The organism is Bacillus sp. ChL18, from assembly GCF_026241425.1.
GTDB lineage: Bacteria > Bacillota > Bacilli > Bacillales > Bacillaceae > Bacillus > Bacillus velezensis.
Map to the genome: position 1 here is coordinate 710,612 of NZ_JAPHWE010000001.1, position 26,290 is coordinate 736,901.

Annotated in this window: 30 protein-coding genes; 29 read left to right on the forward strand and 1 reads right to left on the reverse strand. The window is 45.9% G+C overall.

Annotated features, from left to right (window positions below; genetic code table 11):
* Positions 1-16 precede the first annotated feature (16 nt).
* The 12 genes from OQ477_RS03655 (at position 17) to fni (ending at position 11,352) form a co-directional block, all read left to right on the forward strand.
* Positions 17-805, forward strand: coding sequence for a metallophosphoesterase (locus tag OQ477_RS03655; RefSeq protein WP_032873245.1), 789 nt, complete (start codon positions 17-19; stop codon positions 803-805).
* 151 nt (positions 806-956) lie between these two features.
* Positions 957-1,541 carry a genetic competence negative regulator gene (locus tag OQ477_RS03660; RefSeq protein ID WP_003153412.1) on the forward strand — a complete coding sequence of 195 codons (585 nt, stop codon included), beginning with the start codon at positions 957-959 and terminating at the stop codon, positions 1,539-1,541.
* Positions 1,542-1,701: 160 nt separating this feature from the next.
* Positions 1,702-2,976, forward strand: a complete 1,275-nt coding sequence (gene gudB / locus OQ477_RS03665) for an NAD-specific glutamate dehydrogenase (RefSeq protein ID WP_003153413.1) — start codon at positions 1,702-1,704, stop codon at positions 2,974-2,976.
* Between the two features lie 105 nt (positions 2,977-3,081).
* A complete protein-coding gene (locus OQ477_RS03670) occupies positions 3,082-4,065 on the forward strand; it encodes a YpdA family putative bacillithiol disulfide reductase (protein ID WP_014418270.1) in 984 nt (327 codons plus the stop codon).
* Positions 4,066-4,161: 96 nt separating this feature from the next.
* Positions 4,162-4,818, forward strand: coding sequence for a glutamic-type intramembrane protease PrsW (gene prsW, locus OQ477_RS03675; RefSeq protein ID WP_003153415.1), 657 nt, complete (start codon positions 4,162-4,164; stop codon positions 4,816-4,818).
* A gap of 130 nt (positions 4,819-4,948) precedes the next feature.
* On the forward strand, positions 4,949-5,818 hold the full coding sequence (gene sleB, locus OQ477_RS03680) for a spore cortex-lytic enzyme (protein ID WP_265971417.1): 870 nt from the start codon (positions 4,949-4,951) through the stop codon (positions 5,816-5,818).
* Positions 5,819-5,842: 24 nt separating this feature from the next.
* Positions 5,843-7,192 carry a germination protein YpeB gene (gene ypeB / locus OQ477_RS03685; RefSeq protein ID WP_265971418.1) on the forward strand — a complete coding sequence of 450 codons (1,350 nt, stop codon included), beginning with the start codon at positions 5,843-5,845 and terminating at the stop codon, positions 7,190-7,192.
* A gap of 87 nt (positions 7,193-7,279) precedes the next feature.
* Positions 7,280-7,936 carry a flagellar brake protein gene (locus OQ477_RS03690; protein WP_265971419.1) on the forward strand — a complete coding sequence of 219 codons (657 nt, stop codon included), beginning with the start codon at positions 7,280-7,282 and terminating at the stop codon, positions 7,934-7,936.
* 46 nt (positions 7,937-7,982) lie between these two features.
* A complete protein-coding gene (locus OQ477_RS03695) occupies positions 7,983-8,159 on the forward strand; it encodes a YpfB family protein (RefSeq protein ID WP_003153420.1) in 177 nt (58 codons plus the stop codon).
* A gap of 78 nt (positions 8,160-8,237) precedes the next feature.
* Positions 8,238-8,912 carry a (d)CMP kinase gene (cmk, locus tag OQ477_RS03700; RefSeq protein WP_038458993.1) on the forward strand — a complete coding sequence of 225 codons (675 nt, stop codon included), beginning with the start codon at positions 8,238-8,240 and terminating at the stop codon, positions 8,910-8,912.
* 227 nt (positions 8,913-9,139) lie between these two features.
* Complete coding sequence (gene rpsA, locus OQ477_RS03705) at positions 9,140-10,288, forward strand: 30S ribosomal protein S1 (RefSeq protein WP_265971423.1); 1,149 nt, start codon at positions 9,140-9,142, stop codon at positions 10,286-10,288.
* 14 nt (positions 10,289-10,302) lie between these two features.
* Complete coding sequence (gene fni, locus OQ477_RS03710; protein WP_061862336.1) at positions 10,303-11,352, forward strand: type 2 isopentenyl-diphosphate Delta-isomerase; 1,050 nt, start codon at positions 10,303-10,305, stop codon at positions 11,350-11,352.
* Between the two features lie 34 nt (positions 11,353-11,386).
* Here fni and OQ477_RS03715 read toward each other — a convergent pair whose 3' ends face one another.
* Entirely contained in the window at positions 11,387-11,518 is a 132-nt protein-coding gene (locus OQ477_RS03715; protein ID WP_003153429.1) for a YpzI family protein, read from the reverse strand.
* Positions 11,519-11,594: 76 nt separating this feature from the next.
* Here OQ477_RS03715 and OQ477_RS03720 point away from each other — a divergent pair, with 76 nt between their 5' ends.
* The 17 genes from OQ477_RS03720 to aroH all read left to right on the forward strand — a co-directional run bounded on the left by OQ477_RS03720 (position 11,595) and on the right by aroH (position 26,203).
* Complete coding sequence (locus OQ477_RS03720; RefSeq protein ID WP_265971426.1) at positions 11,595-12,197, forward strand: hypothetical protein; 603 nt, start codon at positions 11,595-11,597, stop codon at positions 12,195-12,197.
* A gap of 192 nt (positions 12,198-12,389) precedes the next feature.
* Positions 12,390-13,700 carry a ribosome biogenesis GTPase Der gene (gene der / locus OQ477_RS03725; RefSeq protein WP_003153433.1) on the forward strand — a complete coding sequence of 437 codons (1,311 nt, stop codon included), beginning with the start codon at positions 12,390-12,392 and terminating at the stop codon, positions 13,698-13,700.
* A gap of 17 nt (positions 13,701-13,717) precedes the next feature.
* Positions 13,718-14,755, forward strand: a complete 1,038-nt coding sequence (locus OQ477_RS03730) for an NAD(P)H-dependent glycerol-3-phosphate dehydrogenase (protein WP_095315672.1) — start codon at positions 13,718-13,720, stop codon at positions 14,753-14,755.
* A 317-nt stretch (positions 14,756-15,072) separates the two neighbouring features.
* Positions 15,073-15,276, forward strand: coding sequence for a DUF2768 domain-containing protein (locus OQ477_RS03735; protein WP_003153435.1), 204 nt, complete (start codon positions 15,073-15,075; stop codon positions 15,274-15,276).
* A 19-nt stretch (positions 15,277-15,295) separates the two neighbouring features.
* Positions 15,296-16,030: a hypothetical protein gene (locus tag OQ477_RS03740; RefSeq protein WP_007612249.1), complete on the forward strand. Its 735-nt coding sequence runs from the start codon at positions 15,296-15,298 to the stop codon at positions 16,028-16,030.
* A gap of 185 nt (positions 16,031-16,215) precedes the next feature.
* On the forward strand, positions 16,216-17,694 hold the full coding sequence (gene spoIVA, locus OQ477_RS03745) for a stage IV sporulation protein A (protein ID WP_007409454.1): 1,479 nt from the start codon (positions 16,216-16,218) through the stop codon (positions 17,692-17,694).
* A gap of 374 nt (positions 17,695-18,068) precedes the next feature.
* Entirely contained in the window at positions 18,069-18,347 is a 279-nt protein-coding gene (gene hbs / locus OQ477_RS03750) for a non-specific DNA-binding protein Hbs (RefSeq protein WP_003153447.1), read from the forward strand.
* 186 nt (positions 18,348-18,533) lie between these two features.
* Entirely contained in the window at positions 18,534-19,106 is a 573-nt protein-coding gene (gene folE, locus OQ477_RS03755) for a GTP cyclohydrolase I FolE (protein WP_003153448.1), read from the forward strand.
* 20 nt (positions 19,107-19,126) lie between these two features.
* Positions 19,127-19,354 carry a trp RNA-binding attenuation protein MtrB gene (mtrB, locus tag OQ477_RS03760; protein WP_003153449.1) on the forward strand — a complete coding sequence of 76 codons (228 nt, stop codon included), beginning with the start codon at positions 19,127-19,129 and terminating at the stop codon, positions 19,352-19,354.
* Between the two features lie 156 nt (positions 19,355-19,510).
* Positions 19,511-20,266: a heptaprenyl diphosphate synthase component 1 gene (gene hepS / locus OQ477_RS03765; RefSeq protein WP_007409455.1), complete on the forward strand. Its 756-nt coding sequence runs from the start codon at positions 19,511-19,513 to the stop codon at positions 20,264-20,266.
* Positions 20,267-20,271: 5 nt separating this feature from the next.
* Positions 20,272-20,973: a demethylmenaquinone methyltransferase gene (gene menG, locus OQ477_RS03770; protein WP_265971428.1), complete on the forward strand. Its 702-nt coding sequence runs from the start codon at positions 20,272-20,274 to the stop codon at positions 20,971-20,973.
* A 28-nt stretch (positions 20,974-21,001) separates the two neighbouring features.
* A complete protein-coding gene (gene hepT, locus OQ477_RS03775) occupies positions 21,002-21,964 on the forward strand; it encodes a heptaprenyl diphosphate synthase component II (protein ID WP_003153454.1) in 963 nt (320 codons plus the stop codon).
* 120 nt (positions 21,965-22,084) lie between these two features.
* Positions 22,085-22,531, forward strand: a complete 447-nt coding sequence (ndk, locus tag OQ477_RS03780; RefSeq protein WP_007409456.1) for a nucleoside-diphosphate kinase — start codon at positions 22,085-22,087, stop codon at positions 22,529-22,531.
* A 189-nt stretch (positions 22,532-22,720) separates the two neighbouring features.
* Positions 22,721-23,491 carry a protein-glutamate O-methyltransferase gene (locus OQ477_RS03785; protein ID WP_105937573.1) on the forward strand — a complete coding sequence of 257 codons (771 nt, stop codon included), beginning with the start codon at positions 22,721-22,723 and terminating at the stop codon, positions 23,489-23,491.
* 71 nt (positions 23,492-23,562) lie between these two features.
* Complete coding sequence (aroC, locus tag OQ477_RS03790; protein WP_003153459.1) at positions 23,563-24,735, forward strand: chorismate synthase; 1,173 nt, start codon at positions 23,563-23,565, stop codon at positions 24,733-24,735.
* A complete protein-coding gene (aroB, locus tag OQ477_RS03795) occupies positions 24,735-25,823 on the forward strand; it encodes a 3-dehydroquinate synthase (protein WP_265971432.1) in 1,089 nt (362 codons plus the stop codon). Before aroC ends, aroB begins: the two co-directional genes overlap by 1 nt.
* Positions 25,820-26,203 (forward strand): chorismate mutase, encoded by a 384-nt coding sequence (gene aroH / locus OQ477_RS03800; protein ID WP_003153463.1) that lies wholly within the window; start codon positions 25,820-25,822, stop codon positions 26,201-26,203. The genes aroB and aroH overlap by 4 nt, the downstream gene beginning before the upstream one ends.
* Positions 26,204-26,290: the final 87 nt, after the last annotated feature.

The following is a 26,290-nucleotide window of genomic DNA, read 5'->3' on the forward strand; positions in this document are numbered from 1 at the left end:
AATGGAGAGTGCGTTTATGAAGCTTACAGCGGGAATTCTCGGTTCATTGGCGGGAGCGGCTGCGGTTATGGCGGCCGTTATGTACAAAACGGCAAACGGCAGCCATCTGAAAACACATACATTTACGCTTGATAAAATGAAGGGGATGAAGCCGCTCACCATCTTCTTTATATCTGACGTGCACCGCCGTTTAATTGATGAAAAGCTTCTCCGCGAAGCGGCAGGTTATAAGCCGGATGCCGTTTTGCTCGGCGGTGATTTGGCGGAGGGCGGAGTTCCTTACGCCAGAATTGAAGAAAACATCAAACGTCTGACGGCTCTCGCGCCTGTCATGTATGTGTGGGGGAATAACGATTACGAGGTCAGCCAGCAAAAACTGCTCTCTCTTTTACGGGCATATAAAGTGATCCCGCTGAGAAATGAATCGGTTCAGTTTGCTTATAAAGGGGAAACCGTTACGATCTGCGGCGTGGATGATATCAGGATGATGATGGATGATTACGATTCTGCAATCAGATATACGGATGCTGACAAAGTAAACCTCCTGCTTTGCCATAACCCCGACATCCATGAGCAGATGAGGGAGTCAGACGGGATTGACGCTGTGTTCAGCGGCCATACGCATGGCGGCCAAATCCGTTTCGGCCGGTTCGGGCCGTACGAATTGGGCGGGACGGGAACGGTAAAAAAAGCGCATTACCTGATCAGCAACGGCTACGGGACGACAAAAGTTCCGCTGAGGCTCGGGGCGAAACCGGAGACGCATATGATTACGCTGTGCGGACCGGATGAGCCGTCTTCCTGAAACAAACCCGGCCGCGGTGATAAAAAACGGCATTCTGCTTGTCTTCCCGCTGTACACGGTGTAAACTGATAACAAATTAAGAACCTATGACTCATTTATTCATATACTGTGTTATATGATTTGTGTGCAAGAAGAGGCAGGAGGGAACATTATGCGGCTTGAGCGTCTGAACTATAATAAGATTAAAATCTTTTTAACCCTCGACGATCTGACTGATCGGGGACTGACAAAAGAAGACCTCTGGAAGGACTCGTTTAAAGTCCACCAGTTATTTAAAGATATGATGAATGAAGCAAATACAGAGCTCGGCTTTGAAGCGAATGGTCCGATCGCGGTGGAAGTATATTCTCTTCAGGCACAAGGCATGGTTGTGATTGTAACGAAAAATCATGACGCGGACGCAGAAGATGACGAATATGACGATGATTATATCGAGATGCAGGTCAAACTTGACGAAAGCCCGGATATTATTTATCAGTTTCATTCGTTTGAAGATATCATTCAGCTTGCCGGAAGCCTTCACCGAATCGGGATTACCGGCGGCACCGTCTACCACTATGAGAACCAATACTATGTAAGCCTTGAAGACCTCGGCTCCCGTTCCGCCGAAGGCGTCATCGCGGTGCTGGCTGAATACGGACACCCGGCGACGATTACGATTTACAGGCTCCATGAGTACGGAAAACTCATCATGGACGGCAATGCTGTGGAGACCATCCAGAAACATTTTTCATAAAAAAGATTTGAAACGGCAGCTGTTTTCAGCGGCCGTCTTTTTTTAAGCGAAATAATGGAAAAATCATTGTCTTTCTTCTATGCACGGAGATATTGAAGGTGTATACTAGTCACTGAAAGGGAGCATGAGAGAAACAGAAGATTTTAGGAGGTTAACTCAAATGGCAGCCGATCGATTCACCGGTCATAATGAAGAAGACAAACATGATGTATTAAAATCAACCCAAACCGTAATACATAAAGCTCTGGAAAAATTGGGGTATCCAGAAGAAGTGTATGAACTGCTGAAAGAGCCGCTCAGATTATTAACGGTTAAAATTCCTGTTCGGATGGATGACGGGTCTGTGAAAATATTTACAGGCTATCGTGCGCAGCACAATGATTCCGTAGGTCCGACAAAAGGCGGTATTCGTTTTCACCCGAATGTAACTGAAAAAGAGGTGAAAGCACTTTCCATCTGGATGAGTTTAAAATGCGGAATTATTGATCTTCCTTATGGCGGTGGTAAAGGCGGAATTGTTTGTGATCCGAGAAATATGTCATTCAGAGAGCTTGAAAGGCTGAGCAGGGGATATGTCAGAGCAATCAGTCAGATTGTCGGACCGACTAAAGACGTCCCGGCACCTGACGTATTTACAAACTCACAGATTATGGCTTGGATGATGGATGAATATTCAAGAATTGATGAATTTAACTCACCCGGCTTTATTACGGGAAAACCGCTTGTACTCGGCGGGTCCCACGGCAGGGAATCAGCGACGGCAAAAGGCGTCACCATCTGCATAAAAGAAGCGGCCAAGAAAAAAGGTCTCGATATTCAGAACGCGCGCGTCGTCGTACAAGGTTTCGGAAATGCGGGCAGCTATCTGGCCAAGTTTATGCATGACGCCGGCGCGAAAGTTGTCGGAATTTCTGACGCGTACGGAGGCCTTTACGATCCGGACGGTCTTGATATTGATTATCTGCTTGACCGCAGAGACAGCTTTGGAACGGTGACGAAACTTTTCAATGACACCATTACGAATCAGGAGCTGCTTGAGCTGGACTGTGATATACTTGTCCCGGCGGCGATCGAAAACCAAATTACAGAAGAAAACGCTGACCGCATCAAAGCGAAAATCGTTGTAGAAGCGGCAAACGGACCGACGACACTGGAAGGAACGAAAATCCTGACAGACAAAGGAACGCTGCTGGTTCCCGATGTTCTGGCGAGCGCCGGCGGTGTAACGGTTTCTTATTTCGAATGGGTTCAAAACAACCAGGGCTTCTACTGGAGTGAAGAAGAAGTCGAGGAAAAACTGGAAAATATGATGATAAAATCGTTTAATAATATTTATGAAATGTCCCAAAACCGCCGGATTGACATGAGGCTTGCGGCTTACATGGTCGGCGTGCGGAAAATGGCTGAGGCTTCGCGTTTCAGAGGCTGGATATAAACCAATCGTTTGCATAAACAAAAAAAATCTCCTATGATAATATAGGAGATTTTTTATATGAGTGGAAACTTATGATGGAAATGCCAATCGCAGGAGTTGAAGGACATGACAGAAGAAAAAGCAATTATAATAGGCGGAGGTCCTTGCGGATTATCGGCGGCTATACATCTGAAGCAAATTGGCGTGAACGCGCTTGTGATCGAAAAAGGGAATGTCGTAAACAGCATTTATAACTATCCGACCCATCAAACTTTTTTCAGTTCAAGTGAAAAATTGGAGATCGGCGATGTCGCCTTTATTACGGAAAACAGAAAACCGGTCCGAATACAGGCTCTCTCTTACTACAGAGAGGTTGTCAGAAGAAAAGAGCTGCGCGTAAACGCCTTTGAAACAGTGGAGCGCGTAACGAAACAGGAAGACGGCCGTTTTCTTGTAGAAACATCAAAAGACCGCTACCTCACTCCGTTTTGTATCATTGCGACAGGATATTATGATCATCCGAATTATATGAACATACCGGGTGAAGGGCTTCCTAAGGTATTTCATTACTTTAAAGAAGGCCATCCTTATTTTGATAAAGATGTTGCTGTGATCGGCGGGAAAAACTCAAGTGTGGACGCGGCTTTGGAACTCGTGAAGTCCGGGGCGCGCGTCACGGTGCTCTACAGAGGACATGAGTACTCCCCGAGCATCAAGCCGTGGATTCTGCCTGAGTTTGAGGCCCTCGTCAGAAACGGCACAATCCGGATGGAATTCGGCGCTTGTCTTGAAGAAGTGACGGAAGATGAAATCATTTTCCGCTCCGGCCGAAATGAGACGGTCCGGCTGAAAAACGATTTCGTATTTGCCATGACGGGATACCATCCCGATCACGGTTTCCTCGAAAAAATCGGTGTGCGGATTGATGCGGAATCAGGCCGGCCGTTTTTCCGGGAAGAAACGATGGAAACAAATGTTGACGGTGTTTTTATCGCCGGAGTCATTGCGGCTGGAAATAACGCCAACGAAATTTTTATCGAGAACGGCCGTTTTCACGGCGGCTTGATTGCAAACGAAATATCAAAACGGCTGGGTAGAGAGAGCATATGATCATTCATATGCTCTTTTTTTAAAAAATTGAAAGATGTAAAAATATGAACAACATGGTACGATAGATATAGGAATATAAAGGAAAGAGGTTGCCTGATGTTTGCAATCATCTCTGCAGGAATTGCTCCCGGCATTGCGCTGTTAAGCTATTTTTATTTAAAAGATCAGTATGACAATGAACCCGTACATATGGTGCTGAGGTCTTTTTTTCTCGGGGTTGTCCTTGTGTTTCCGACCATGTTTATCCAATATGTTCTTGAAAAAGAGCATGTGGGGGGAGGAAGCTTTTTCGTTTCGTTTTTGTCTTCGGGATTTTTGGAAGAATCGGTGAAATGGTTCGTTCTGATGATCAGTGTGTATCCGCATGCTCATTTTGATGAGCATTATGATGGAATCGTTTACGGGGCCAGTGTGTCTTTAGGATTTGCCACGCTTGAAAATATTCTGTATCTATTCGGTCACGGCGTTGAGCATGCTTTCATAAGGGCGCTTCTGCCGGTCTCCTGCCACGCGCTGATCGGAGTGATTATGGGATTTTATCTCGGAAAAGCCCGCTTTTCGCAGAAAAAAGCCCGTGTCAAATGGCTTGTGATTTCGCTGGCTGTGCCTTCATGTCTGCACGGTTCTTACGATTTTATTCTTACCGCCCTCAATCATTGGGTATATTATATGCTGCCGTTTATGCTGTTTTTATGGTGGTTCGGGCTGCGAAAGGCAAAAAAAGCACGCTCCGTCAATATGATCCAAGTGTGAAGAAACCGCGCGTTGCGTGCGGTTTCTTTTTTATGCCTTGACAGGGGATAAGAAGGAAACGTGCATAAAAATAACCTCGTGACAGACAATACGGGTACACTTTAAATTTTGCAGTAGGAGGCTTGAAGAGATGAAGTGCAAAGGAGCCTTTATGGCATGTCTCATTCTATTTTCTTTCGCCGCCGCTTTATTCGATCATCATGAAACGGTTCATGCGTTTTCAAATCAAGTGATTCAAAGAGGCGCGACGGGTGATGATGTTATAGAATTGCAGGCCCGTCTTCAATATAACGGATTTTATAACGGGAAAATCGATGGTGTTTACGGCTGGACCACATACTGGGCCGTGAGGAATTTTCAGGAGAAATTCGGCATGAAGCCGGTTGACGGCCTCGTCGGCGCGAAAACCAAACAGGTGCTGATTTCTAAATCAAAATATTATCGTGAATATGTAATGGAGCAGATCCAAAAAGGGAATACGTTCACTCATTATGGCAACGTCCCATTGGAAAACCAAACAAAACCGAGAGCCGGAAAGCAGAAACCGGCGGGAACGAATAAGCCTGCTCAAAAGCCGCAAAACAATACAGGCGGTCAGTCAAATCAAAAGCAAAATACGACAGCGGCCAATATGCCTGGCGGTTTCTCAAACAACGACATCAATCTTTTGGCGCAGGCTGTGTACGGGGAAGCACGCGGTGAGCCGTTTGAAGGACAGGTTGCCATCGCCGCGGTTATTTTAAACCGTATTAAAAGCCCGTTATTTCCGAATACGGTGGCCGGCGTCATTTTCGAACCGCTCGCGTTTACCGCTGTTGCCGACGGCCAAATATACATGCAGCCGAATGAAAGAGCAAAAGAAGCGGTTCTTGATGCGATCAACGGCTGGGATCCTTCTGAAAACGCGATTTATTATTTCAACCCTGATACTGCGACAAGCAAATGGATTTGGGGACGTCCGCAGATAAAAAGAATCGGAAAACACATTTTCTGTGAGTAAAAGTACGCAAAATGAGGTGTTAACATGATTAGAGGAATCATTATCGCTGTTCTCGGTGTCGCGATCGCCGCAACCGGATACTGGGGATATAAAGAGCATCAGGAAAAAGATGCGGTCCTTCTGCACGCGGAAAATAATTATCAGAGGGCTTTTCATGAATTGACGTACCATGTAGATCAGCTTCACGACAAAATCGGGACGACGCTTGCGATGAACAGTAAAAAATCTCTGTCTCCGGCGCTCATTGATGTATGGAGAATAACATCTGAAGCTCATAACAATGTGAGCCAGCTGCCCCTGACTCTCATGCCTTTTAATAAGACGGAGGAGTTTTTATCCAACATAGGAGATTTCAGCTATAAAACATCCGTCCGGGATTTAGACCAAAAACCGCTTGATAAGAAAGAATATACAACACTGAACAGCCTGTACAAACAGGCGGAGAACATTCAAAACCAGCTCCGCAGCGTTCAGCATCTCGTCATGAGCAAAAATTTACGGTGGATGGATGTTGAGATGGCGCTCGCCTCTGACAAAAAACAAAGCGATAATACGATCGTCGACAGCTTTAAAACAGTCGAAAAAAATGTAGGCGCTTTTTCTGAAGACAGTACCAGCCCTACGTTTACAAGCGCAAATACAGAACGAAAAGGTTTTACGCATCTGAAAGGAAAACAAATTACGGAAAAAGAAGCGGTCAAAATCGCGCAACGGTTTGCGCCTGATCATAATTATTCAATTAAAGTGGTCAAAAGCGGCAGGAAGACGAATCGGGACGTATACAGCATCCGCATGAAAGACGCCGACAACAAGTCTTTTATCTATATGGATATTACCCAAAAAGGCGGACATCCGGTTTATTTGATTCAAAAACGGGCCGTGAAGAAACAAAAGATCAGCCTCAATGAAGCATCTAACCGGGCCGTCGCGTTTTTAAAGAAAAATGGATATGAAACAAAAGGCCTCGAAATTGATGAAAGCGCGCAATATAATAACATCGGCGTCTTTTCTTTTATCCCCGTGGAGAAAAATGTCCGCATTTATCCGGAAGCCATCCGAATGAAAGTGGCGCTGGATGATGGTGAAGTCGTCGGTTTTTCCGCGCGTGATTACCTGGCGGCGCACCGCACGAGAACGATTCCGGCTCCCGCTTTGTCAGCTGATGAAGCGAAAGCGAAGCTGAATAAAAATGTTGAAGTGCGGGAGACGCGGCAGGCGCTGATCACGAATGAGCTCGGTCAGGAAGTGCTTTGCTACGAAATGCTCGGGACGATCGGGAAAGACACGTATCAAATGTTCATTAATGCGGACGACGGAAAAGAGGAAAAAATAGAAAAGTTAAAAAGTGCAGAACCTATATATAAAGACCTATAAAAATAAAGGAGGAAAGGACTAAAAGTCTTTTCCTTTTTTTCGTTACATGCTTTAATAAAAGCATAAATAATGAAAGAGTGAAGGCCCATGATAGCTGTCGGAGATTATATTTGGATTGAATACATAGAGAACAATGAACCCAAAAAAGCGAGGAGCAAAGCAGTAAGCGTTGAAAACGGCGAACTGCACATCTCATATCCCGTCGATCTGGATTCGGGACGGACGGTCTTTTTGCATAAAGGATTGGAAATAACAGCGGAATTTATGGGGAATGGCCAAGTGCCGTATCAATTTAAAAGCATAATCAAAGGAAAGAAAAAAGACCCCATCCCGATGATCGGATTGGACATCCCCCCTCAGGAAGAAATGAAGCGGATTCAAAGACGCCGATACGTCCGTGCAGACGCAGTATTGGGTGTATCCGTCAAAATGGAAGCGAAAAAAACCGCTTTCCAAACGGTTTCCTCTAATATCAGCGCCGGCGGAATCGCTGTTGTGATGCCTGAGCATATTTCCGCGGAACCAGGTGAAAAGCTGTATGTCTCATTTTCTCTTCCCGGCAAGGAAAATACGGCGGATATTACTGCTGAGGCTCTTACCCAGCGGATTTTTTATGATGAAAAGGCGGATAAACAAAAAATGACGCTTGAATTTACAGAAATCGGCCCCGCAGCGCAGCAGCTTTTACTCCAATATTGCATGCGCGCGCAGCTGCAGCAGAGAAGAAACAGTCTGTCGGAATAAACAGCAGCGCACTTTTCCATACTAATCCTAATGGAGGTGCGCGTGTATGAAAACGTTTGAACGTCTGCTGGTCAAATTGGTCTGCATTCAGCTTATCATTTTGGGCGCGGTGCAATTTTTGCTTCATTATCAGCCTATTGAACCTTATATTTCGAAAGCTGTGAAATATGAGGGAGTTGATAAAATGGAGAAAAAAGAATGGATTGAAACGGTAAAGCGGTAAATCAGCTCAATTTTTTCGCCCCTTTTCCGGCAGTTCATGATACAATCCATAGAGGAGTAAAGAGCAAGGAGAGAGATTATGGACAAGAAATTATCAATTGCGATCGACGGGCCGGCCGCTGCCGGAAAAAGCACCGTTGCTAAAATAGTGGCTGAGAGAAAATCATATGTGTACATTGATACAGGAGCGATGTATCGTGCCATTACATATACGGCGCTCAAGCAGAATGCCGATTTAACTGATGAAGCCGCGCTTACAGAGCTGCTGAAGCGTACGGAAATTGAGCTTGTATCCGCTCCGGAAGGACAAATCGTTCTGGTAAACGGAGAAGATGTGACAGAAGAAATCCGAAAAGACGAAGTCAGCAACCAAGTATCAATCGCCGCCAAGCATAAAGGCGTCAGAGAAGAAATGGTCAAAAGACAGCAGCAGCTCGGACAAAAAGGCGGTGTCGTCATGGACGGCCGTGATATCGGTACTCACGTGCTGCCTGATGCCGAAGTGAAAATTTTTCTGCTCGCGTCCGTAGAGGAAAGAGCGAAGCGCCGATATGAAGAGAATAAGAAAAAAGGCTATGACGTGAATTACGAGACGCTCATTGAAGAAATTGCCAGACGCGACAAACTCGATTCAGAGAGGGAAGTTTCCCCGCTGCGCAAAGCGGAAGACGCGATTGAAATCGATACGACGTCACTCAGCATTGCCGAAGTCGCAGGAAAAATTCTGGAGATCGTCGAACAGAAATCACGTTAACTTCGGGCGGAGCGCTTTATAATTTTTTTCGAAAGACAAGATGTTATTGCTTGACAAACCAGTCCATTTATTAGAAGTTAATACTAATAAAACTTTTTATTGATCATTCAAAATCTTTTTTGGATGATTCTTTAATACATATTCGGCTGAAAAGCGGACATTCACATGTTCAGCTTTCAAACCGTATTAATTAAGCTGTGTAGGTTTGGACCAAGGAGGTTATTCAAATGACAGAGGAAATGAATCAAATTGATGTTCAAGTGCCAGAGGTTGGAGATGTAGTAAAAGGGATTGTGACAAAGGTAGAGGACAAGCATGTAGATGTCGAAATTGTCAATGTCAAACAGTCCGGAATCATTCCAATCAGTGAATTATCAAGTCTTCATGTAGAGAAAGCATCGGATGTCGTAAAAGTTGACGACGAGCTTGACCTGAAAGTAACAAAAGTGGAAGACGATGCTTTGATTTTATCTAAACGTGCCGTTGATGCTGACCGCGCTTGGGAAGACCTTGAAAAAAAATTCGACACAAAAGATGTGTTTGAAGCTGAAGTGAAAGATGTGGTGAAAGGCGGTCTCGTCGTTGATATCGGCGTTCGCGGCTTCATTCCCGCATCACTTGTCGAAGCTCATTTCGTCGAGGATTTCACTGACTATAAAGGGAAAAACCTCTCTCTTATCGTCGTTGAACTCGACCGTGATAAAAACCGGGTGATTCTGTCACACCGGGCTGTAGTGGAAAAAGAACAGACAGCCAAAAAGCATGATTTTCTCCAAACGCTTGAGGTTGGAAGCGTGCTTGAAGGAAAAGTGCAGCGTCTGACTGATTTCGGCGCATTTGTCGACATCGGCGGAATTGACGGGCTTGTTCATATTTCTCAGCTGTCTCATTCACACGTCGAAAAACCGTCTGACGTGGTGGAAGAAGGTCAGGACGTAAAAGTGAAAGTACTGTCCGTAGACCGCGATAACGAGCGTATTTCTTTATCTATTAAAGAAACGCTGCCGGGACCTTGGAGCCAGGTCGGCGAAAAGGTAAAGCAGGGAGATGTGCTTGAAGGAAAAGTGCAGCGCCTTGTAAGCTTCGGCGCCTTCGTTGAAATTCTTCCGGGCGTGGAAGGACTTGTGCACATTTCGCAAATTTCCAATAAACATATCGGAACGCCGCATGAAGTGCTTGAAGAAGGACAGACTGTTAAAGTGAAAGTGCTTGACGTGAACGAAAGCGAAGAGCGCATTTCCTTAAGCATGCGTGAGCTTGAAGAAGCGCCGAAAGCCGATCAGGAGGACTTCCGCCAATACCAGGCGAAAGAAGAGCCGAGCACTGGCTTCCAGCTTGGCGATTTAATCGGAGACAAGCTTAATAAATTAAAATAAATTGGTGATAAAACGTGACACGAGCAGAACGAAAAAGAGAACATATAAATCATGCGCTGTCTACCGGCCAAAACCGGGAAACGGGGCTTGATGATATTACGTTTGTTCATGTCAGCCTACCGAACCTAGCATTGGAAAAAGTGGATATATCAACGAAAATCGGCGGACTCACAAGCAGTTCGCCGATTTTTATCAATGCGATGACAGGCGGCGGCGGACAGCTTACATACGAAATTAACAGATCGCTGGCAAGAGCCGCGCGCAAAGCCGGCATGCCGCTGGCTGTCGGTTCGCAAATGTCAGCTTTAAAAGATCCCTCCGAACGGTGTTCTTACGAGATCGTCAGAAAAGAGAATCCGGACGGGCTGATATTTGCCAATTTAGGCAGCGAGGCGGATGCCGAGCAGGCGAAAAGGGCAGTTGATATGATTCAAGCAGATGCCCTCCAGATTCATTTAAATGTGATTCAGGAGATCGTCATGCCAGAGGGTGACAGAAGCTTTACTGGCGCTCTCGGCCGTATTGAGCGGATTGCGGCGGAAGCGGGAGTGCCCGTTTTTGTCAAAGAAGTCGGCTTCGGAATGAGCAGGGAATCGGCACGGCAGTTATTTGATGCTGGCGCAGCAGCAGTTGATGCCGGCGGATACGGCGGTACAAATTTCTCTAAGATCGAAAATATGCGCAGAGAGAAGGCGCTTCAATTTTTTAATACGTGGGGAATTTCCACTGCCGCAAGCTTAGCGGAAATCCACTCGCTCTCCGCTGATCAATCAATTATCGCATCCGGCGGGCTGCAAAGTGCCCTGGATGTCGCCAAATCGATTGCCCTCGGTGCTTCCAGCGCGGGAATGGCGGGCACTTTCCTGAAAGCTCTCACCTCTAAAGGAGAAGAGGGCCTGTTTGACGAGATGACGGCGCTTTTACAAGAGCTGAAAATGATTATGACCGCCCTCGGATGCCAATCGGTTGCCCAACTGCAAAAGGCGCCTTTGGTCATAAAAGGTGACACACATCACTGGCTTTCTGAACGGGGAATTGACACATCCCGTTTCAGCAGACGTTAAAAGGCATGCGGACCCGCATGCCTTTTTCTGTTTTTTACGATTTTCTTTTTCGGAATTCCCCGTTTTGCTCAAGGCTTGTCGCTCCTTTATGGTGAATCGAATCATCGCGATCAGATTCCACCCGGCGGGAGGCTTTCAGTTTTTTCTCCTGTCTGTCTTTTCCCATCCTTATCCGCTCCTTTCCAGGTATATTGGTTTAAAAAATGCGTTCCCGCTCCATACTGATCAGAGGAGGAGCGATTATGGAACCGTTTTATTATTACTGGTCAATGTGGTTTTTATGGATACTTGCGACTTTTATTTTTGCCAAAACAAAAAGCCGTTTTTACGTATCAGTCTTTATTTTGACTAATATGATGGCAAGCATACATGAGATTACGGCTTATTTTACGCTGAACGCGGCATATGTCATGTTTTTTGCTGCGGCATTTGTTTATGCGGGAAGCCTCGGCATGCATAAACGGCTCCGTAATATTGTGATTCATCTGACGGCGGCTGCGGCGTACGGCTTTATTTTTCTTTTTGCATTATATGATCCTGTTTGGTTTATCATAAAACCTGAATGGGCGGCGGTTATACTGCTTACCGTTATTACGCTTTCTGTTGAGGGGCGGTTCCCTGAGAGGCTTTGTCTTTTTGTTCTCGGCATGTGCCAGGGGGAGCTATTGTATGCTGCGGTCATCCGCAATATTGCGGGTGCGGCAGCCGTCGGGGATTATAAATGGCTTTCAGGCTGTTCGGCGGGAGTGATTCTTCTCGTCGGGCTGACTACATATGAACAGCTTGCGGCGCGCATCAGCCAAAAAAGCAAAAAGCAGGGCAAAGGAGCGACGAAAATGTCTTGAAAACAGACGGAGACTGTTACATGAATGCGAAACATTTTGAAGAATACATTGTGATCTCAGTGAAAACTGATATAATAAATGAGTTAAGCCCTTCTGTTTGAAGGGTTCTTTTCATAGCGAAGATGATTTTTAATAACCGGTTGAACAATTTTTTGTGAAAATGTAAGCGGCTGGATTGAAAGGAAGGGTACTATGGGTAAACCTGTCGTAGCCATTGTCGGAAGACCGAATGTGGGAAAATCCACAATCTTTAACCGGATTGCGGGTGAAAGAATTTCAATAGTAGAAGATACCCCCGGAGTGACGCGGGACCGGATATACAGTTCGGCGGAATGGCTGAATTATGATTTTAACCTGATTGATACGGGCGGAATTGATATCGGAGATGAACCGTTTCTGACACAGATCCGCCAGCAGGCTGAAATCGCCATGGACGAGGCTGATGTGATCATCTTTATGGTGAACGGCCGCGAAGGTGTGACGTCTGCGGATGAAGAAGTGGCAAAAATACTGTACCGGACGAAAAAACCGGTCGTATTAGCCGTTAATAAATTAGATAATACCGAAATGAGAGCGAACATCTATGACTTTTATGCGCTCGGCTTTGGAGAACCGTATCCGATTTCGGGCACACACGGTTTAGGATTGGGAGATTTGCTCGATGCTTGTGCCGAGCATTTTAAAAACATTCCGGAGACGAAGTACAGTGATGATGTCGTTCAATTCTGCCTGATCGGCCGCCCGAATGTCGGAAAATCATCCCTTGTCAATGCGATGCTCGGCGAAGAGCGGGTTATCGTGAGCAACGTAGCCGGAACGACTAGAGACGCAGTGGATACGGCGTTCACCTACAATCAGCAGGAATTTGTAATCGTTGACACGGCGGGGATGAGAAAAAAGGGTAAAGTATATGAAACAACAGAAAAATACAGTGTGCTTCGGGCGTTAAAAGCCATTGACCGCTCAGACGTCGTCGGCGTTGTGCTGAATGCAGAAGAAGGCATCCTTGAGCAGGACAAGCGGATCGCCGGATACGCCCATGAAGCCGGGAAAGCCGTCGTCATTATCGTAAACAAATGGGATGCCGTTGATAAAGACGAGCGCACGATGAAAGAATTTGAACAGAATATTCGGGAGCATTTCCAATTTCTCGATTACGCGCCGGTGCTGTTTATGTCGGCACTGACGACAAAGCGGATTCATACACTCATGCCTGCGATTATTAAAGCGAGTGAAAACCACTCTCTCCGCGTGCAGACAAATGTCTTAAATGATGTCATCATGGATGCGGTCGCCATGAATCCGACTCCGACGCACAACGGCTCCCGTCTGAAAATTTACTATGCGACTCAAGTCGCTGTTAAGCCGCCGAGCTTCGTTGTTTTTGTCAACGATCCGGAATTGATGCATTTTTCTTATGAACGCTTTTTAGAAAACCGAATCCGGGACGCTTTCGGATTTGAAGGTACGCCAATTAAAATATTTGCAAGAGCAAGAAAATAAAAAGGTGTGATACAGAGATGAAAAAAGTGGCAATGCTTGGAGCGGGAAGCTGGGGCACTGCACTTTCTTTAGTGCTGGCTGATAACGGACATCAAGTCATGATGTGGGGACACCGTGCCGAATTGATCGATCAAATCAACGAACTGCATGAAAACAAAGATTACCTGCCGGGGGTGGAGCTATCAAGTTCTATCATCGGTACAGCTGATTTAAGCGAGGCTTTAAAAGGAGCTGACTTCATCATTGTGGCAGTTCCGACAAAAGCCATTCGGGAAGTGCTGAAAAAGGCTCTGCCGTACATCCCGAAACAACCGATTTTTGTTCATGTCAGCAAGGGAATTGAGCCGGATTCGCTTCTCCGCATTTCAGAATTAATGGAAGAGGAGCTGCCTGAGGAGTACAGAAAAGACATCGTCGTGCTTTCAGGGCCGAGCCACGCTGAGGAAGTCGGATTAAGACACCCGACGACTGTTACATCATCTTCAAAAAATATCAAGGCTGCAGAAGCGGTTCAGGATTTATTCATGAACCAGCATTTCCGCGTCTATACCAATCCGGATATGATCGGTGTTGAAATAGGGGGAGCGTTAAAGAATATCATCGCTCTTGCAGCGGGGATTACAGACGGATTGGGATACGGAGATAACGCAAAAGCGGCCTTAATCACCCGAGGTCTTGCTGAAATCGCCAGACTCGGCACAAAGATGGGCGGAAATCCGCTCACCTTTTCCGGCCTGACCGGCGTAGGCGATTTAATCGTGACGTGTACAAGCGTTCATTCCCGAAACTGGCGCGCCGGCAACCTGCTCGGCAAAGGATATAAGCTGGAAGCTGTCCTGGATAAGATGGGGATGGTTGTTGAAGGCGTGCGGACGACGAAAGCTGCGTATCAGCTGTCTCAAAAATACCAAGTGAAAATGCCGATCACAGAGGCGCTTCACCAAGTATTATTTAACGGGCAGAAGGTAGAAACAGCCGTAGAATCCTTAATGGCCAGAGTGAAAACCCATGAGATGGAAGACTTGGTCAACACATTCGAAAACCGGGTGAAGTGACAATACCATGCCGTCAGCATATTCTGAAGTGACGAAAGTCCAAAACGCAGAACTCTCCGGCTGAAATCGCTTAAAACATTTGCTGATTTAGGCAGAAGAGGATGCAGACGTACGCATCTACGCATACTATAGCATCGAAGTCCAAGAGAGTGTATCTCAGACGTACAGGTGAATATAGTCAACTTGACTGAAGCAAAGTCCCCCTCTTTGCTTCAGTTTTTTGTTTTTTCAATAGATGGAAAACCTGTTGATCTTTTCAACATTTGTATATTAAAATGAAATATAACGCTTACAATGATGGGACGGGGGGCACGAACGTGAGTGTGGCATTGATGAAAATGTGGTTTGCGCTTGGTGCTATGGGATTAATGTTTGTTGCGGTGGCCTCTATTTATGTCAGCAGGTACAAAGTGAAAAACAAACTGATAAAAGCAGCGGTTTCTTCACTCGCTTATGCCTGCATGGTCATCTCGGGATTGATCGTGTTAATGGTCGTTTTCAGCGGGCCTGTCAATGAATAAAGCCGAAAGGGGGCGCGGAATGCATAAGTTAAAAATGGCCGTCATAACGGCAATGGCGGTGCTTCTGCTGTCCGGCTGTCTGTACCCTGAAGCAAAAAAAACTGAAAATAAAGTATCTTACAAACATCAGCTTCAGCAGGTGCAAGCGGCAGTGGATGAATTTAAAAAGGCGAACGGCGGACTTCTGCCGATTCAGACAAAAGATATGAAAACACCGCTCTATCAAAAATATCCGATAGATTTTAAGCGGCTCGCGCCCAGATACATAGAGGAGCCGCCGGCCTCAGCTTATGAAAGCGGGGGAATGTACCAATACGTGCTTGTCGATGTGGAACATAAGCCGACCGTCAAGCTGGTCGATCTCCAAATGGCGGAAGCAATCCGCGACATGAAGCTGCGTGTCAAAATGTATCAGGAAAAGCATACATATCCTCCCTATGAGGACGCCGTTTCAAAAGGGCTGTTCACTTTAAATAAAAAAAAGCTCGGCATGAAAGACTCTCCTTCAGTCAAAAGTCCGGTTTCAGGCACGTCTCTGCCGCTTTTAATCGGCGCTGACGGAGAAATCTATGCCGACTATCGCGTCGATCTCGCCCGCTGCCTGAAGGAAAACAAAAAGAAAATCAAACCGGGCGCGGAAATTCAGGATATTTTATGGAAAGAGACTCCTTTCGTCCCGGCCTTTTCAGTCACATACACCGTAAATGAAAAACAGGAACCTGTTTTTTTAGAAAGTCAAACGAAACAGGAATGAACCTTTTTCCCGCGCATACAAATAGGGAGAAAGGTTTTTTTGATTTTGATAGAAAAGACTGCCTGAAAATTTTCTAAAGATGTCATATTGAAATAGGACAACGTCATACACATATAGTGTCCTGTATTTGATTGGAGAATGGTGAATGAAAAATGATAAGGATAGGAAGTCCGGGAGGGGATCACTTGGAAAAGGTCGATATTTTCAAGGATATCGCTGAACGAACAGGGGGCGATATATACTTAGGAGTCGTTGGCGCTGTCCGTACAGGGAAATCTACATTCATTAAAAAATTTATGGAGCTCGTGGTGCTCCCGAATATCAGCAATGAGGCCGATCGAGCGCGGGCGCAGGATGAGCTTCCGCAAAGCGCAGCAGGAAAAACGATAATGACCACAGAACCAAAATTTGTCCCGAATCAAGCCATGTCCGTTCATGTCGCGGAAGGACTTGATGTCAACATCCGTCTTGTGGATTGTGTGGGATATACGGTTCCCGGGGCGAAGGGATATGAGGATGAAAACGGCCCGAGAATGATCAATACACCTTGGTACGAAGAACCGATTCCCTTTCATGAGGCAGCGGAAATCGGTACGAGAAAAGTCATCCAGGAACACTCCACAATCGGGGTCGTCATTACGACAGACGGCTCAATCGGCGATATTGCGCGGGGCGATTACGTGGAAGCGGAAGAAAGAGTCATCGACGAGCTGAAGGAAGTCGGCAAACCGTTTATTATGGTCATCAACTCGGTAAAACCGTACCACCCGGAAACAGAAGCGCTCAGAGCTGAATTAAGCGCGAAATATGATATTCCCGTCCTCGCCATGAGTGTTGAAAGCATGCGGGAAACAGATGTGTTAAGCGTCCTCAGAGAAGCGCTTTACGAGTTCCCTGTGCTGGAAGTCAATGTCAACCTTCCGAGCTGGGTCATGGTGCTGAAAGAAAATCACTGGCTCAGAGAGAGCTACCAGGAATCAGTGAAAGAAACCGTAAAAGATATTAAACGCCTGCGCGATGTCGACCGGGTTGTCGGCCACTTCAGTGAATTTGAGTTTATTGAAAGCGCCGGTCTGGCCGGAATCGAACTTGGCCAGGGTGTCGCAGAAATTGATTTGTATGCGCCGGATCATTTATATGACCAGATTTTAAAAGAAGTAGTCGGTGTTGAAATCCGCGGGAAAGACCACCTGCTTGAATTAATGCAGGACTTCGCCCACGCGAAAAAAGAATATGATCAGGTATCAGATGCGCTGAAAATGGTGAAACAGACCGGCTACGGCATTGCCGCCCCGGCCTTAGCCGATATGAGCCTTGATGAACCGGAAATCATCAGACAGGGATCAAGGTTCGGAGTAAGGCTCAAAGCGGTCGCTCCGTCCATTCATATGATCAAAGTGGATGTGGAAAGTGAATTCGCGCCGATCATCGGGACGGAAAAACAAAGTGAAGAGCTTGTCCGCTACTTAATGCAGGATTTTGAAGATGATCCGCTTTCTATCTGGAACTCCGATATTTTCGGCAGATCATTGAGCTCTATCGTAAGAGAAGGAATCTCCGCAAAACTGTCACTCATGCCGGAAAATGCGAGATATAAACTGAAAGAAACGCTGGAGAGAATTATTAACGAAGGCTCAGGCGGCCTGATCGCCATTATTTTGTAAGCTGAAGGACCTCTTCCTGAAACGGGGGGTCTTTTTTTATTCTTTTTAGATACTGGAAATCAATCAAGGATTAGGAGGAAAAAAGCAAAAAAAGGAATATTTGTTCGGTAAAACACGTGAAAACCTTGACGAGCAAGGGATTGAGGCTTTAAAATGCTTGATATGGCTTTTTATATGTGTTACTCTACATACAGAAAATCTTCACTTTGTTGGACAAACATTCCTCAAAGTGTCTGTTTTCTTTTGAAAAGCCGTTTACTTGTCTGTTCTTCCCTGCTTTGATTTTTTATCAGACAGGTTTAGAATCAGGCTGAACTGTGAAGAAATGATAATAAACTGCTGATTTGATACCCTTTTGGGAGGAGGTGAAAGGCATGAACAAGACAGAACTAATCAATGCGGTTGCTGAAGCAAGCGAATTGTCTAAAAAAGACGCTACAAAAGCAGTTGATTCTGTTTTTGATACGATTTTAGATGCACTTAAAAACGGTGATAAAATCCAACTGATCGGTTTCGGTAACTTTGAGGTGCGCGAGCGCTCTGCACGTAAAGGACGTAACCCGCAAACAGGTGAAGAAATCGAAATCCCTGCAAGCAAGGTACCTGCTTTCAAACCAGGTAAAGCTCTTAAAGACGCTGTTGCAGGAAAATAATTGTGAATATAGATCGTGTATGCATCTGATACATACACTTTGTTTCTTCACAGAAAAGCCCCTTGATAAAGGGGCTTTTCATATTTAAGCAGCCTCGGTCACCGGGCAGGACTTTCGTTTTGCTTTTGGCGCGGCAAATGTGCTAGAATCGAAATTAAATGTATTCAATGGTGGAGGACACAGACAATGAAAGAAGTTAATAAAGAACAGATTGAACAGGCGGTTCGCCAGATTTTAGAGGCGATTGGAGAAGACCCGGACCGGGAAGGGCTTTTAGATACGCCGAAACGCGTGGCAAAAATGTACGCGGAAGTATTCTCGGGATTAAATGAAGACCCGAAAGAACACTTTAAAACCGTTTTCGGAGAAGACCATGAGGAGCTTGTTCTTGTAAAAGATATCGCGTTTCATTCCATGTGTGAACATCACCTTGTTCCTTTTTACGGAAAAGCGCATATTGCCTACATTCCGCGCGGCGGCAAAGTGACGGGCCTGAGTAAATTGGCGCGGGCGGTGGAAGCCGTCTCAAAACGCCCGCAGCTGCAGGAGCGCATCACTTCAACGATTGCAGAAAGCATCGTAGAGACCTTAGATCCCCACGGCGTCATGGTTGTTGTCGAAGCTGAGCATATGTGCATGACGATGAGGGGCGTAAGAAAGCCGGGCGCAAAAACAGTGACTTCCGCTGTAAGAGGTATTTTTAAAGATGACGCAGCGGCGCGTTCCGAAGTGTTAGAACATATTAAACGTGCGGATTAATAATGATAGAGGGTGCAGATATGAATTCAAAGCATTCAAGTGATTTTGTCGTCATTAAAGCGGTCGAGGACGGCGTGAACGTCATCGGTTTAACGAGAGGAACGGATACGAAATTTCACCATTCCGAAAAACTGGACAAAGGCGAAGTGATTATCGCTCAGTTTACTGAGCATACCTCTGCCATCAAAGTGAGAGGCAACGCCCTCATCCAGACCGCTTACGGAGAAATGAACAGCGAAAAAAAATAAGCCGGCTGTTTCCCGCTTTTGCCAAATGCCCGCAAACGGCGGGAGAATACAGCCAATTTCTTTTTTTTATGCTATAATGATACCTGCGTATAATAATGACGAGTAAATCTCATACATATTAGAATAAATGTGAATTTGGGGACAAGGGTGATATTTTTGCAAGACATCTACGGAACTTTAGCGAATCTAAATACGAAATTAAAACAAAAGCTGTCTCATCCTTATTTAGCGAAACATATTTCTGCGCCTAAAATCGATGAGGATAAGCTTCTTCTTTTTCACGCTTTGTTTGAAGAGGCGGACATTAAGAACAACGACAGAGAAAATTACATAGTAACTGCGATGCTTGTCCAAAGCGCCCTTGATACCCACGATGAAGTGACAACAGCCAGAGCGTTAAAGCGAGACGAAAATAAAAACCGGCAGCTCACCGTGCTTGCCGGCGACTATTTCAGCGGACTGTATTATTCGCTTTTGTCTGAAATGAAGGATATCTATATGATTCGGACGCTCGCTACGGCAATTAAAGAAATCAATGAGCATAAAATCCGTCTGTACGATCGGTCTGTCAATGACTTGAATCAATTGATCGAAAGCATGGCGATTGTGGAAGCGGCCCTGTTTCACAGAGTGTCAGACCACTTTAATCTTCCGCGCTGGAAAGAGCTGGCGAGTGATTTTTTTGTATATAAGCGGCTGATGAACGGCAATGCTATATTTCTCGATGTCATCGGCAATATTGTAAAGTCAGGGAAATCAAAGGCTGACATAATGGAAGATAGCTTCCGAAAGGCAAAGCAAAGCATTGAAACGCTGCTGCCGCTCAATTCACCAATCCAAAACCTCATGCTGAACCGGCTTAAAGCGATCAGCCAGGACAAAACATATCATCAGAAAGTGGAAGAAGGGTAATCAACATGCAGGAGTCAAAAGAACAGCGCGTACACGGCGTGTTTGAAAAAATCTATAAAAATTATGACCAAATGAACTCTGTTATCAGTTTTCAGCAGCATAAAAAGTGGCGCGATAAAACGATGCAGATCATGAATGTAAAAGAAGGCACAAAAGCGCTTGATGTCTGCTGCGGAACGGCTGACTGGACGATTGCCCTCGCAGAAGCGGCCGGAAAAAGCGGCGAAATCAAAGGACTGGATTTCAGCAAAAATATGCTGAGCATCGGTGAGAAAAAAGTGAAAGAGGGCGGTTACAGCCAAATTGAGCTTTTGCACGGAAATGCGATGGAGCTTCCTTTCGCTGATGATTCTTTTGATTTTGTCACCATCGGCTTCGGGCTGCGAAACGTTCCCGACTATCTGACCGTGCTGAAAGAAATGCGGCGGGTCGTCAAACCGGGCGGGCAGGTCGTATGTCTGGAAACATCCCAGCCGGAAATGTTCGGATTCAGACAGGCATATTTTCTTTATTTTAAATACATCATGCCTTTCTTCGGAAAAATGTTTGCGAAGAGCTATAAAGAATATTCTTGGCTTCAAGAATCGGCAAGAGAATTTCCCGGTATGAAAGAACTTGCGCGTCTGTTTGAAGAAGCGGGCCTGACGAATGTCAAATACCATTCGTTTACCGGCGGAGTGGCCGCTACGCATATCGGTTGGAAATGATGAATATACAGATGTTTGGGTGAATGATATGAAATTTAAAATGGCCTATTCTTTTTTAAATGACGATATTGATGTGATCGAAAGGGAGCTTGAGCAAACGGTGCGGTCAGACTATCCCTTGCTGAGTGAAGCCGGGCTCCATCTGCTCCAGGCGGGCGGCAAGCGGATCCGCCCTGTTTTCGTATTGCTTTCCGGCATGTTCGGCGACTATGACATTAATAAAATAAAATATGTTGCGGTGACGCTGGAAATGATTCATATGGCGTCCCTCGTGCATGACGACGTCATTGATGACGCCGAGCTGCGGAGGGGAAAACCGACCATCAAAGCCAAGTGGGACAACCGCATCGCCATGTATACCGGTGATTATATGCTTGCGGGCTCACTTGAGATGATGACGAGATTGGATGAGCCGAAAGCCCACCGGATCCTGTCCAAAACCATCGTAGAAGTATGCCTCGGAGAAATTGAACAGATCAGAGATAAATACAATATGGAGCAAAACCTCAGAACCTATTTGCGCCGCATCAAACGGAAAACGGCTCTTCTCATTGCCGTCAGCTGCCAGCTCGGCGCCATCGCTTCGGGAGCTGATGAGAAGATTCACAAAGCATTATATTGGTTCGGTTATTACGTGGGCATGTCCTATCAGATTATTGACGACATTCTTGATTTCACTTCAACGGAAGAGGAACTGGGAAAACCGGTCGGAGGGGATCTGCTGCAAGGAAATGTCACTCTGCCCGTTTTGTATGCACTCCGTCAGCCTGAATTGAAAAATCAGCTGAAATTAATTAACAGTGAAACAACACAGGAGCAGCTCGCCCCCATTATTGAAAATATTAAACGCACAGACGCGATTGAAAAATCAATGGCCGTCAGTGACAGGTACTTAAAAAAAGCGTTTGAAAAACTGAATACACTGCCGAGAGGACGTGCGCGCTCATCATTGGCCGCCATCGCCAAATATATCGGCAAACGGAAATTTTAAATTCCTTTTACGAACAAGATGTGAACATTCTCCGCCCTGGATTGATTAATTGTCAGAAAGATGTTACGATTTCGGTGTGCAACTTGAAAGCCTATACATAATGATGGGGTGGAGAATCTTATGGAAAAAACTTTTATCATGGTAAAACCGGACGGCGTACAGCGCCAGCTGATCGGAGAGATTTTATCCAGATTTGAGCGTAAGGGCTTACAATTGGCAGGAGCCAAGCTAATGCAAGTTTCAGAACAGATGGCTGAAAACCATTATGCTGAACATAAAGGGAAGCCGTTTTTCGGCGAGCTTGTGGAATTCATTACATCAGGACCCGTTTTTGCAATGGTATGGGAAGGGGAAAATGTAGTAGAGATCACAAGACAGCTGATCGGAAAAACGAACCCGAAAGATGCACTGCCGGGCACAATCCGCGGTGACTACGGCATGTTTGTCGGCAAAAATATCATTCACGGTTCAGACTCCTTAGAAAGCGCTGAGAGGGAAATTCACATTTTCTTTAAACAGGAAGAGCTTGTACCGTATCAAAAATTAATGGCCGACTGGGTGTACTAAACCGTCAGCCTTTCTTTTTCTCGTATTATGAAAAGGTTTACATCATTTAAAAAAGACAGAGGCTGCGTTGCCCTGTCTTTTCGTTTCTCACAAATCAGCCCGCGGGCTGATTTTTTTATTGAAATCGTACAATTTCGACAGAAAACAGGCTATACTAGGACAAAAGACAGCGAGATTGGGAGAGAAGCAATGGAGCCTTACGAAATTTTTATCACCAAGTGGAAACAAATAACCGGCGTTGATTTATCTTTATACAAAGAAGCACAGATGAAAAGGCGGCTGACGTCCCTTTATGAAAAGAAGGGGTTCAGAGATTTTCAGGAATTTGCCGCCGCTTTGGAAAAGGACAAGCTTTTATTAAACGAAACATTGGACAGAATGACGATCAATGTTTCTGAATTTTACCGAAATTATAAACGGTGGGAAGTTCTTGAAACCTCAATTCTTCCGTTAATAAAGCATAACAAACCGTTAAAAATATGGAGTGCGGCCTGTTCAACGGGAGAGGAGCCCTATACTTTGGCTATGATTCTCAATCAGCAGACGGGACTGGCCGGATTTGATATATTGGCGACAGATATTGATGAAAAGGCGCTAAGCAAAGCCAAGCGGGGCATCTATCAGGAACGCTCGCTGCAAGAGGTGCCGGCTTCCGTGAAAAGCCGTTATTTCACCAAGCAGGCTGACAACAGTTATCAAGTAAAACAAGAGATTCAGAACAACATCCGGTTTAAGCGGCACAACCTGCTTGCCGACAGCTATGAACAGGATTTTGATCTGATCGTCTGCCGCAACGTCTTTATTTATTTTACTGAAAAAGCAAAAGAAGAGCTGTATGTGAAAATGGCGGGCAGTCTGAAAAAGAACGGAATTCTGTTTGTCGGCAGTACAGAACAAATTTTCAGCCCGGAAAAATTCGGCCTTGAGAGCACTGATACATTTTTTTATCAAAAAAGATAGAAGACATTTAATGAAAACTTGTGGTATAGTTTTACTTAAAAGCGTTAATGCGATGAAGGGAGAAGAAAGAAATGAGATACTTAACAGCCGGAGAATCACACGGTCCGCAGCTGACGACAATTATAGAAGGTGTGCCTGCGGGGCTTTATATAACTGAAGAAGACATTAATTTTGAGCTTGCCAGACGTCAAAAAGGGCACGGCCGCGGACGCCGCATGCAGATTGAAACGGACAGAGCGAAGATCACAAGCGGCGTGCGGCATGCCCGGACACTCGGTTCGCCCATCGCGCTCGTTGTAGAAAATAAAGATTGGACTCACTGGACAAAAATCATGGGCGCCGCACCGATTACAGAAGAAGAAGAAAGTGAAATGAAACGCCAGATTTCAAGACCGAGACCCGGACACGCAGATTTGAACGGTGCTATTAAGTATAATCACCGTGATATGAGAAATGTGTTAGAACGATCTTCCGCGCGTGAGACAACGGTTCGCGTGGCTGCCGGAGCCGTCGCTAAAAAGATTTTAGCGGAGCTTGGCATTAAAGTCGCCGGGCATGTCCTGCAAATCGGCAGCGTAAAAGCAGAGAAAACCGATTACACATCCATTGAGGATCTCAAACGGGTAACGGAAGAATCACCGGTCAGATGCTACGATGAAGAAGCAGGCCGTCAAATGATGGCAGCCATTGATGAAGCGAAGGCAAACGGCGACTCGATCGGCGGAATCGTTGAAGTGATCGTCGAAGGTATGCCGGTCGGTGTCGGAAGCTATGTCCACTATGACCGTAAGCTGGACAGCAAGCTCGCTGCTGCCGTTCTGTCGATTAACGCGTTTAAAGGCGTAGAGTTCGGCATCGGTTTTGAAGCGGCCGGCAAAAACGGCAGTGAAGTTCATGATGAAATCGTATGGGATGAAGAGAAAGGCTATACACGCGCCACAAACAGGCTCGGAGGATTAGAAGGCGGTATGACGACGGGAATGCCGATTGTCGTCCGCGGCGTTATGAAACCGATCCCTACTTTGTACAAGCCGCTGAAAAGCGTCGACATTGAAACGAAAGAACCGTTTACAGCGAGCATTGAACGTTCAGACAGCTGCGCGGTTCCGGCAGCAAGCGTAGTGGCTGAAGCAGCAGTGGCCTGGGAAATCGCAAATGCAGTCGTCGAACAATTCGGGCTTGACCAGATCGACCGCATTAAAGAAAATGTTGAAAACATGAAAAAATTATCGAGGGAATTCTGATGAAAGAGCTTGAGGTTCGGACAGCTTCCTCCGCATATCCCGTGTATATCGGTGAAGGCATAAGGAAACAGGCCGCTGCCCTTTTGTCTTCACTGAACAGGCCGCTGACAAAGATCCTTCTCATCATCGATGCTGAAGTTGACCGGCTTTACGGTGATGAGATGTTCCGACTTTTAAACGAAACATGGCCCGTGAAAAAAGTGATCGTTCCAAGCGGAGAAGAAGCGAAGTCTCTAAAAGAGTATGAACGGATTCAAACGGAAGCGATCGCTTTCCATATGGACCGCTCCTCATGTATGATCGCCTTCGGAGGCGGCGTGACGGGTGATTTGGCCGGCTTTTGCGCAGCAACTTTTATGCGCGGAATTGATTTCATTCAAATGCCGACGACACTGCTTGCCCATGACAGCGCGGTCGGCGGCAAGGTGGCCGTCAACCATAAACTCGGAAAGAACTTAATCGGCGCGTTTTATCAGCCGAAAGCGGTGATTTACGATACGGAGCTTCTGAAAACCCTGCCGGAACAAGAGCTGAGATCGGGCATGGCTGAAGTGATCAAACACGCGTTTATCGCCGATCATGCTTTTTTAGAAAAACTTCTCACGTTTGACACGTTGCAAGGACTGACAAGCGCTGAGCTGAATGAAATGATTTATAAAGGAATTTCAATCAAATCGGCCGTCGTGCGTGAGGACGAAAAGGAAGAGGGGATAAGAGCTTTTCTGAATTTCGGCCATACGCTCGGCCATGCCGTTGAGGCGGAATATGGCTACGGCCGGATTACACATGGAGATGCGGTCGCCCTCGGCATGCAGTTTGCCCTTTACGTGAGTGAACAGGTTGCGGGTTGCATGATGAACAGGAAAGAACTCACACAATGGCTGATTGGGCTCGGCTACCCGGGAAGCATCAGACAAGATATTGAAACGCCGGTTCTCTCCGCTCGGATGATGAATGATAAAAAAACGCGCGGAGGCATGACACAGTTCATCGTGTTAAAGGAATTAGGCGAAGCGCGGGACTGCATGCTTTCAAAAGATGAGCTCGAAAATTTGCTGAACAAATGGCGAATGGAGGAAACAGCATGATGATACGCGGCATTCGCGGAGCAACAACGGTGGAACAAGACACCGAACAAGAAATTTTAGAAAAAACACAGCAGCTGCTTGAAAAAATCATTGAACAAAATGGATGCAAGCCGGAAGACGTTGTACAGATCCTGTTATCCGCCACGCCTGATATCCATTCCGTATTTCCGGCAAAAGCGGTCCGCCGCCTTTCCGGGTGGCAGTACGTCCCGGTGACGTGCATGCAGGAAATGGATGTCACCGGCGCTCTGCAAAAGTGTATCCGTGTCCTGATGACGGTTCAGACGGATACGCCTCAGGATGAAATCAAGCATGTCTATTTAGAAAAAGCCGTTGTGTTAAGGCCGGATTTATCATTGACAAAAAATACTGACATGTAATACGATAAACAAAGCTTAGAAATACACAAGAGTGTGTATAGAGCTGGTAAGTAAGATATTGAACAGTTGAGTTTAGAATAGGGTAGC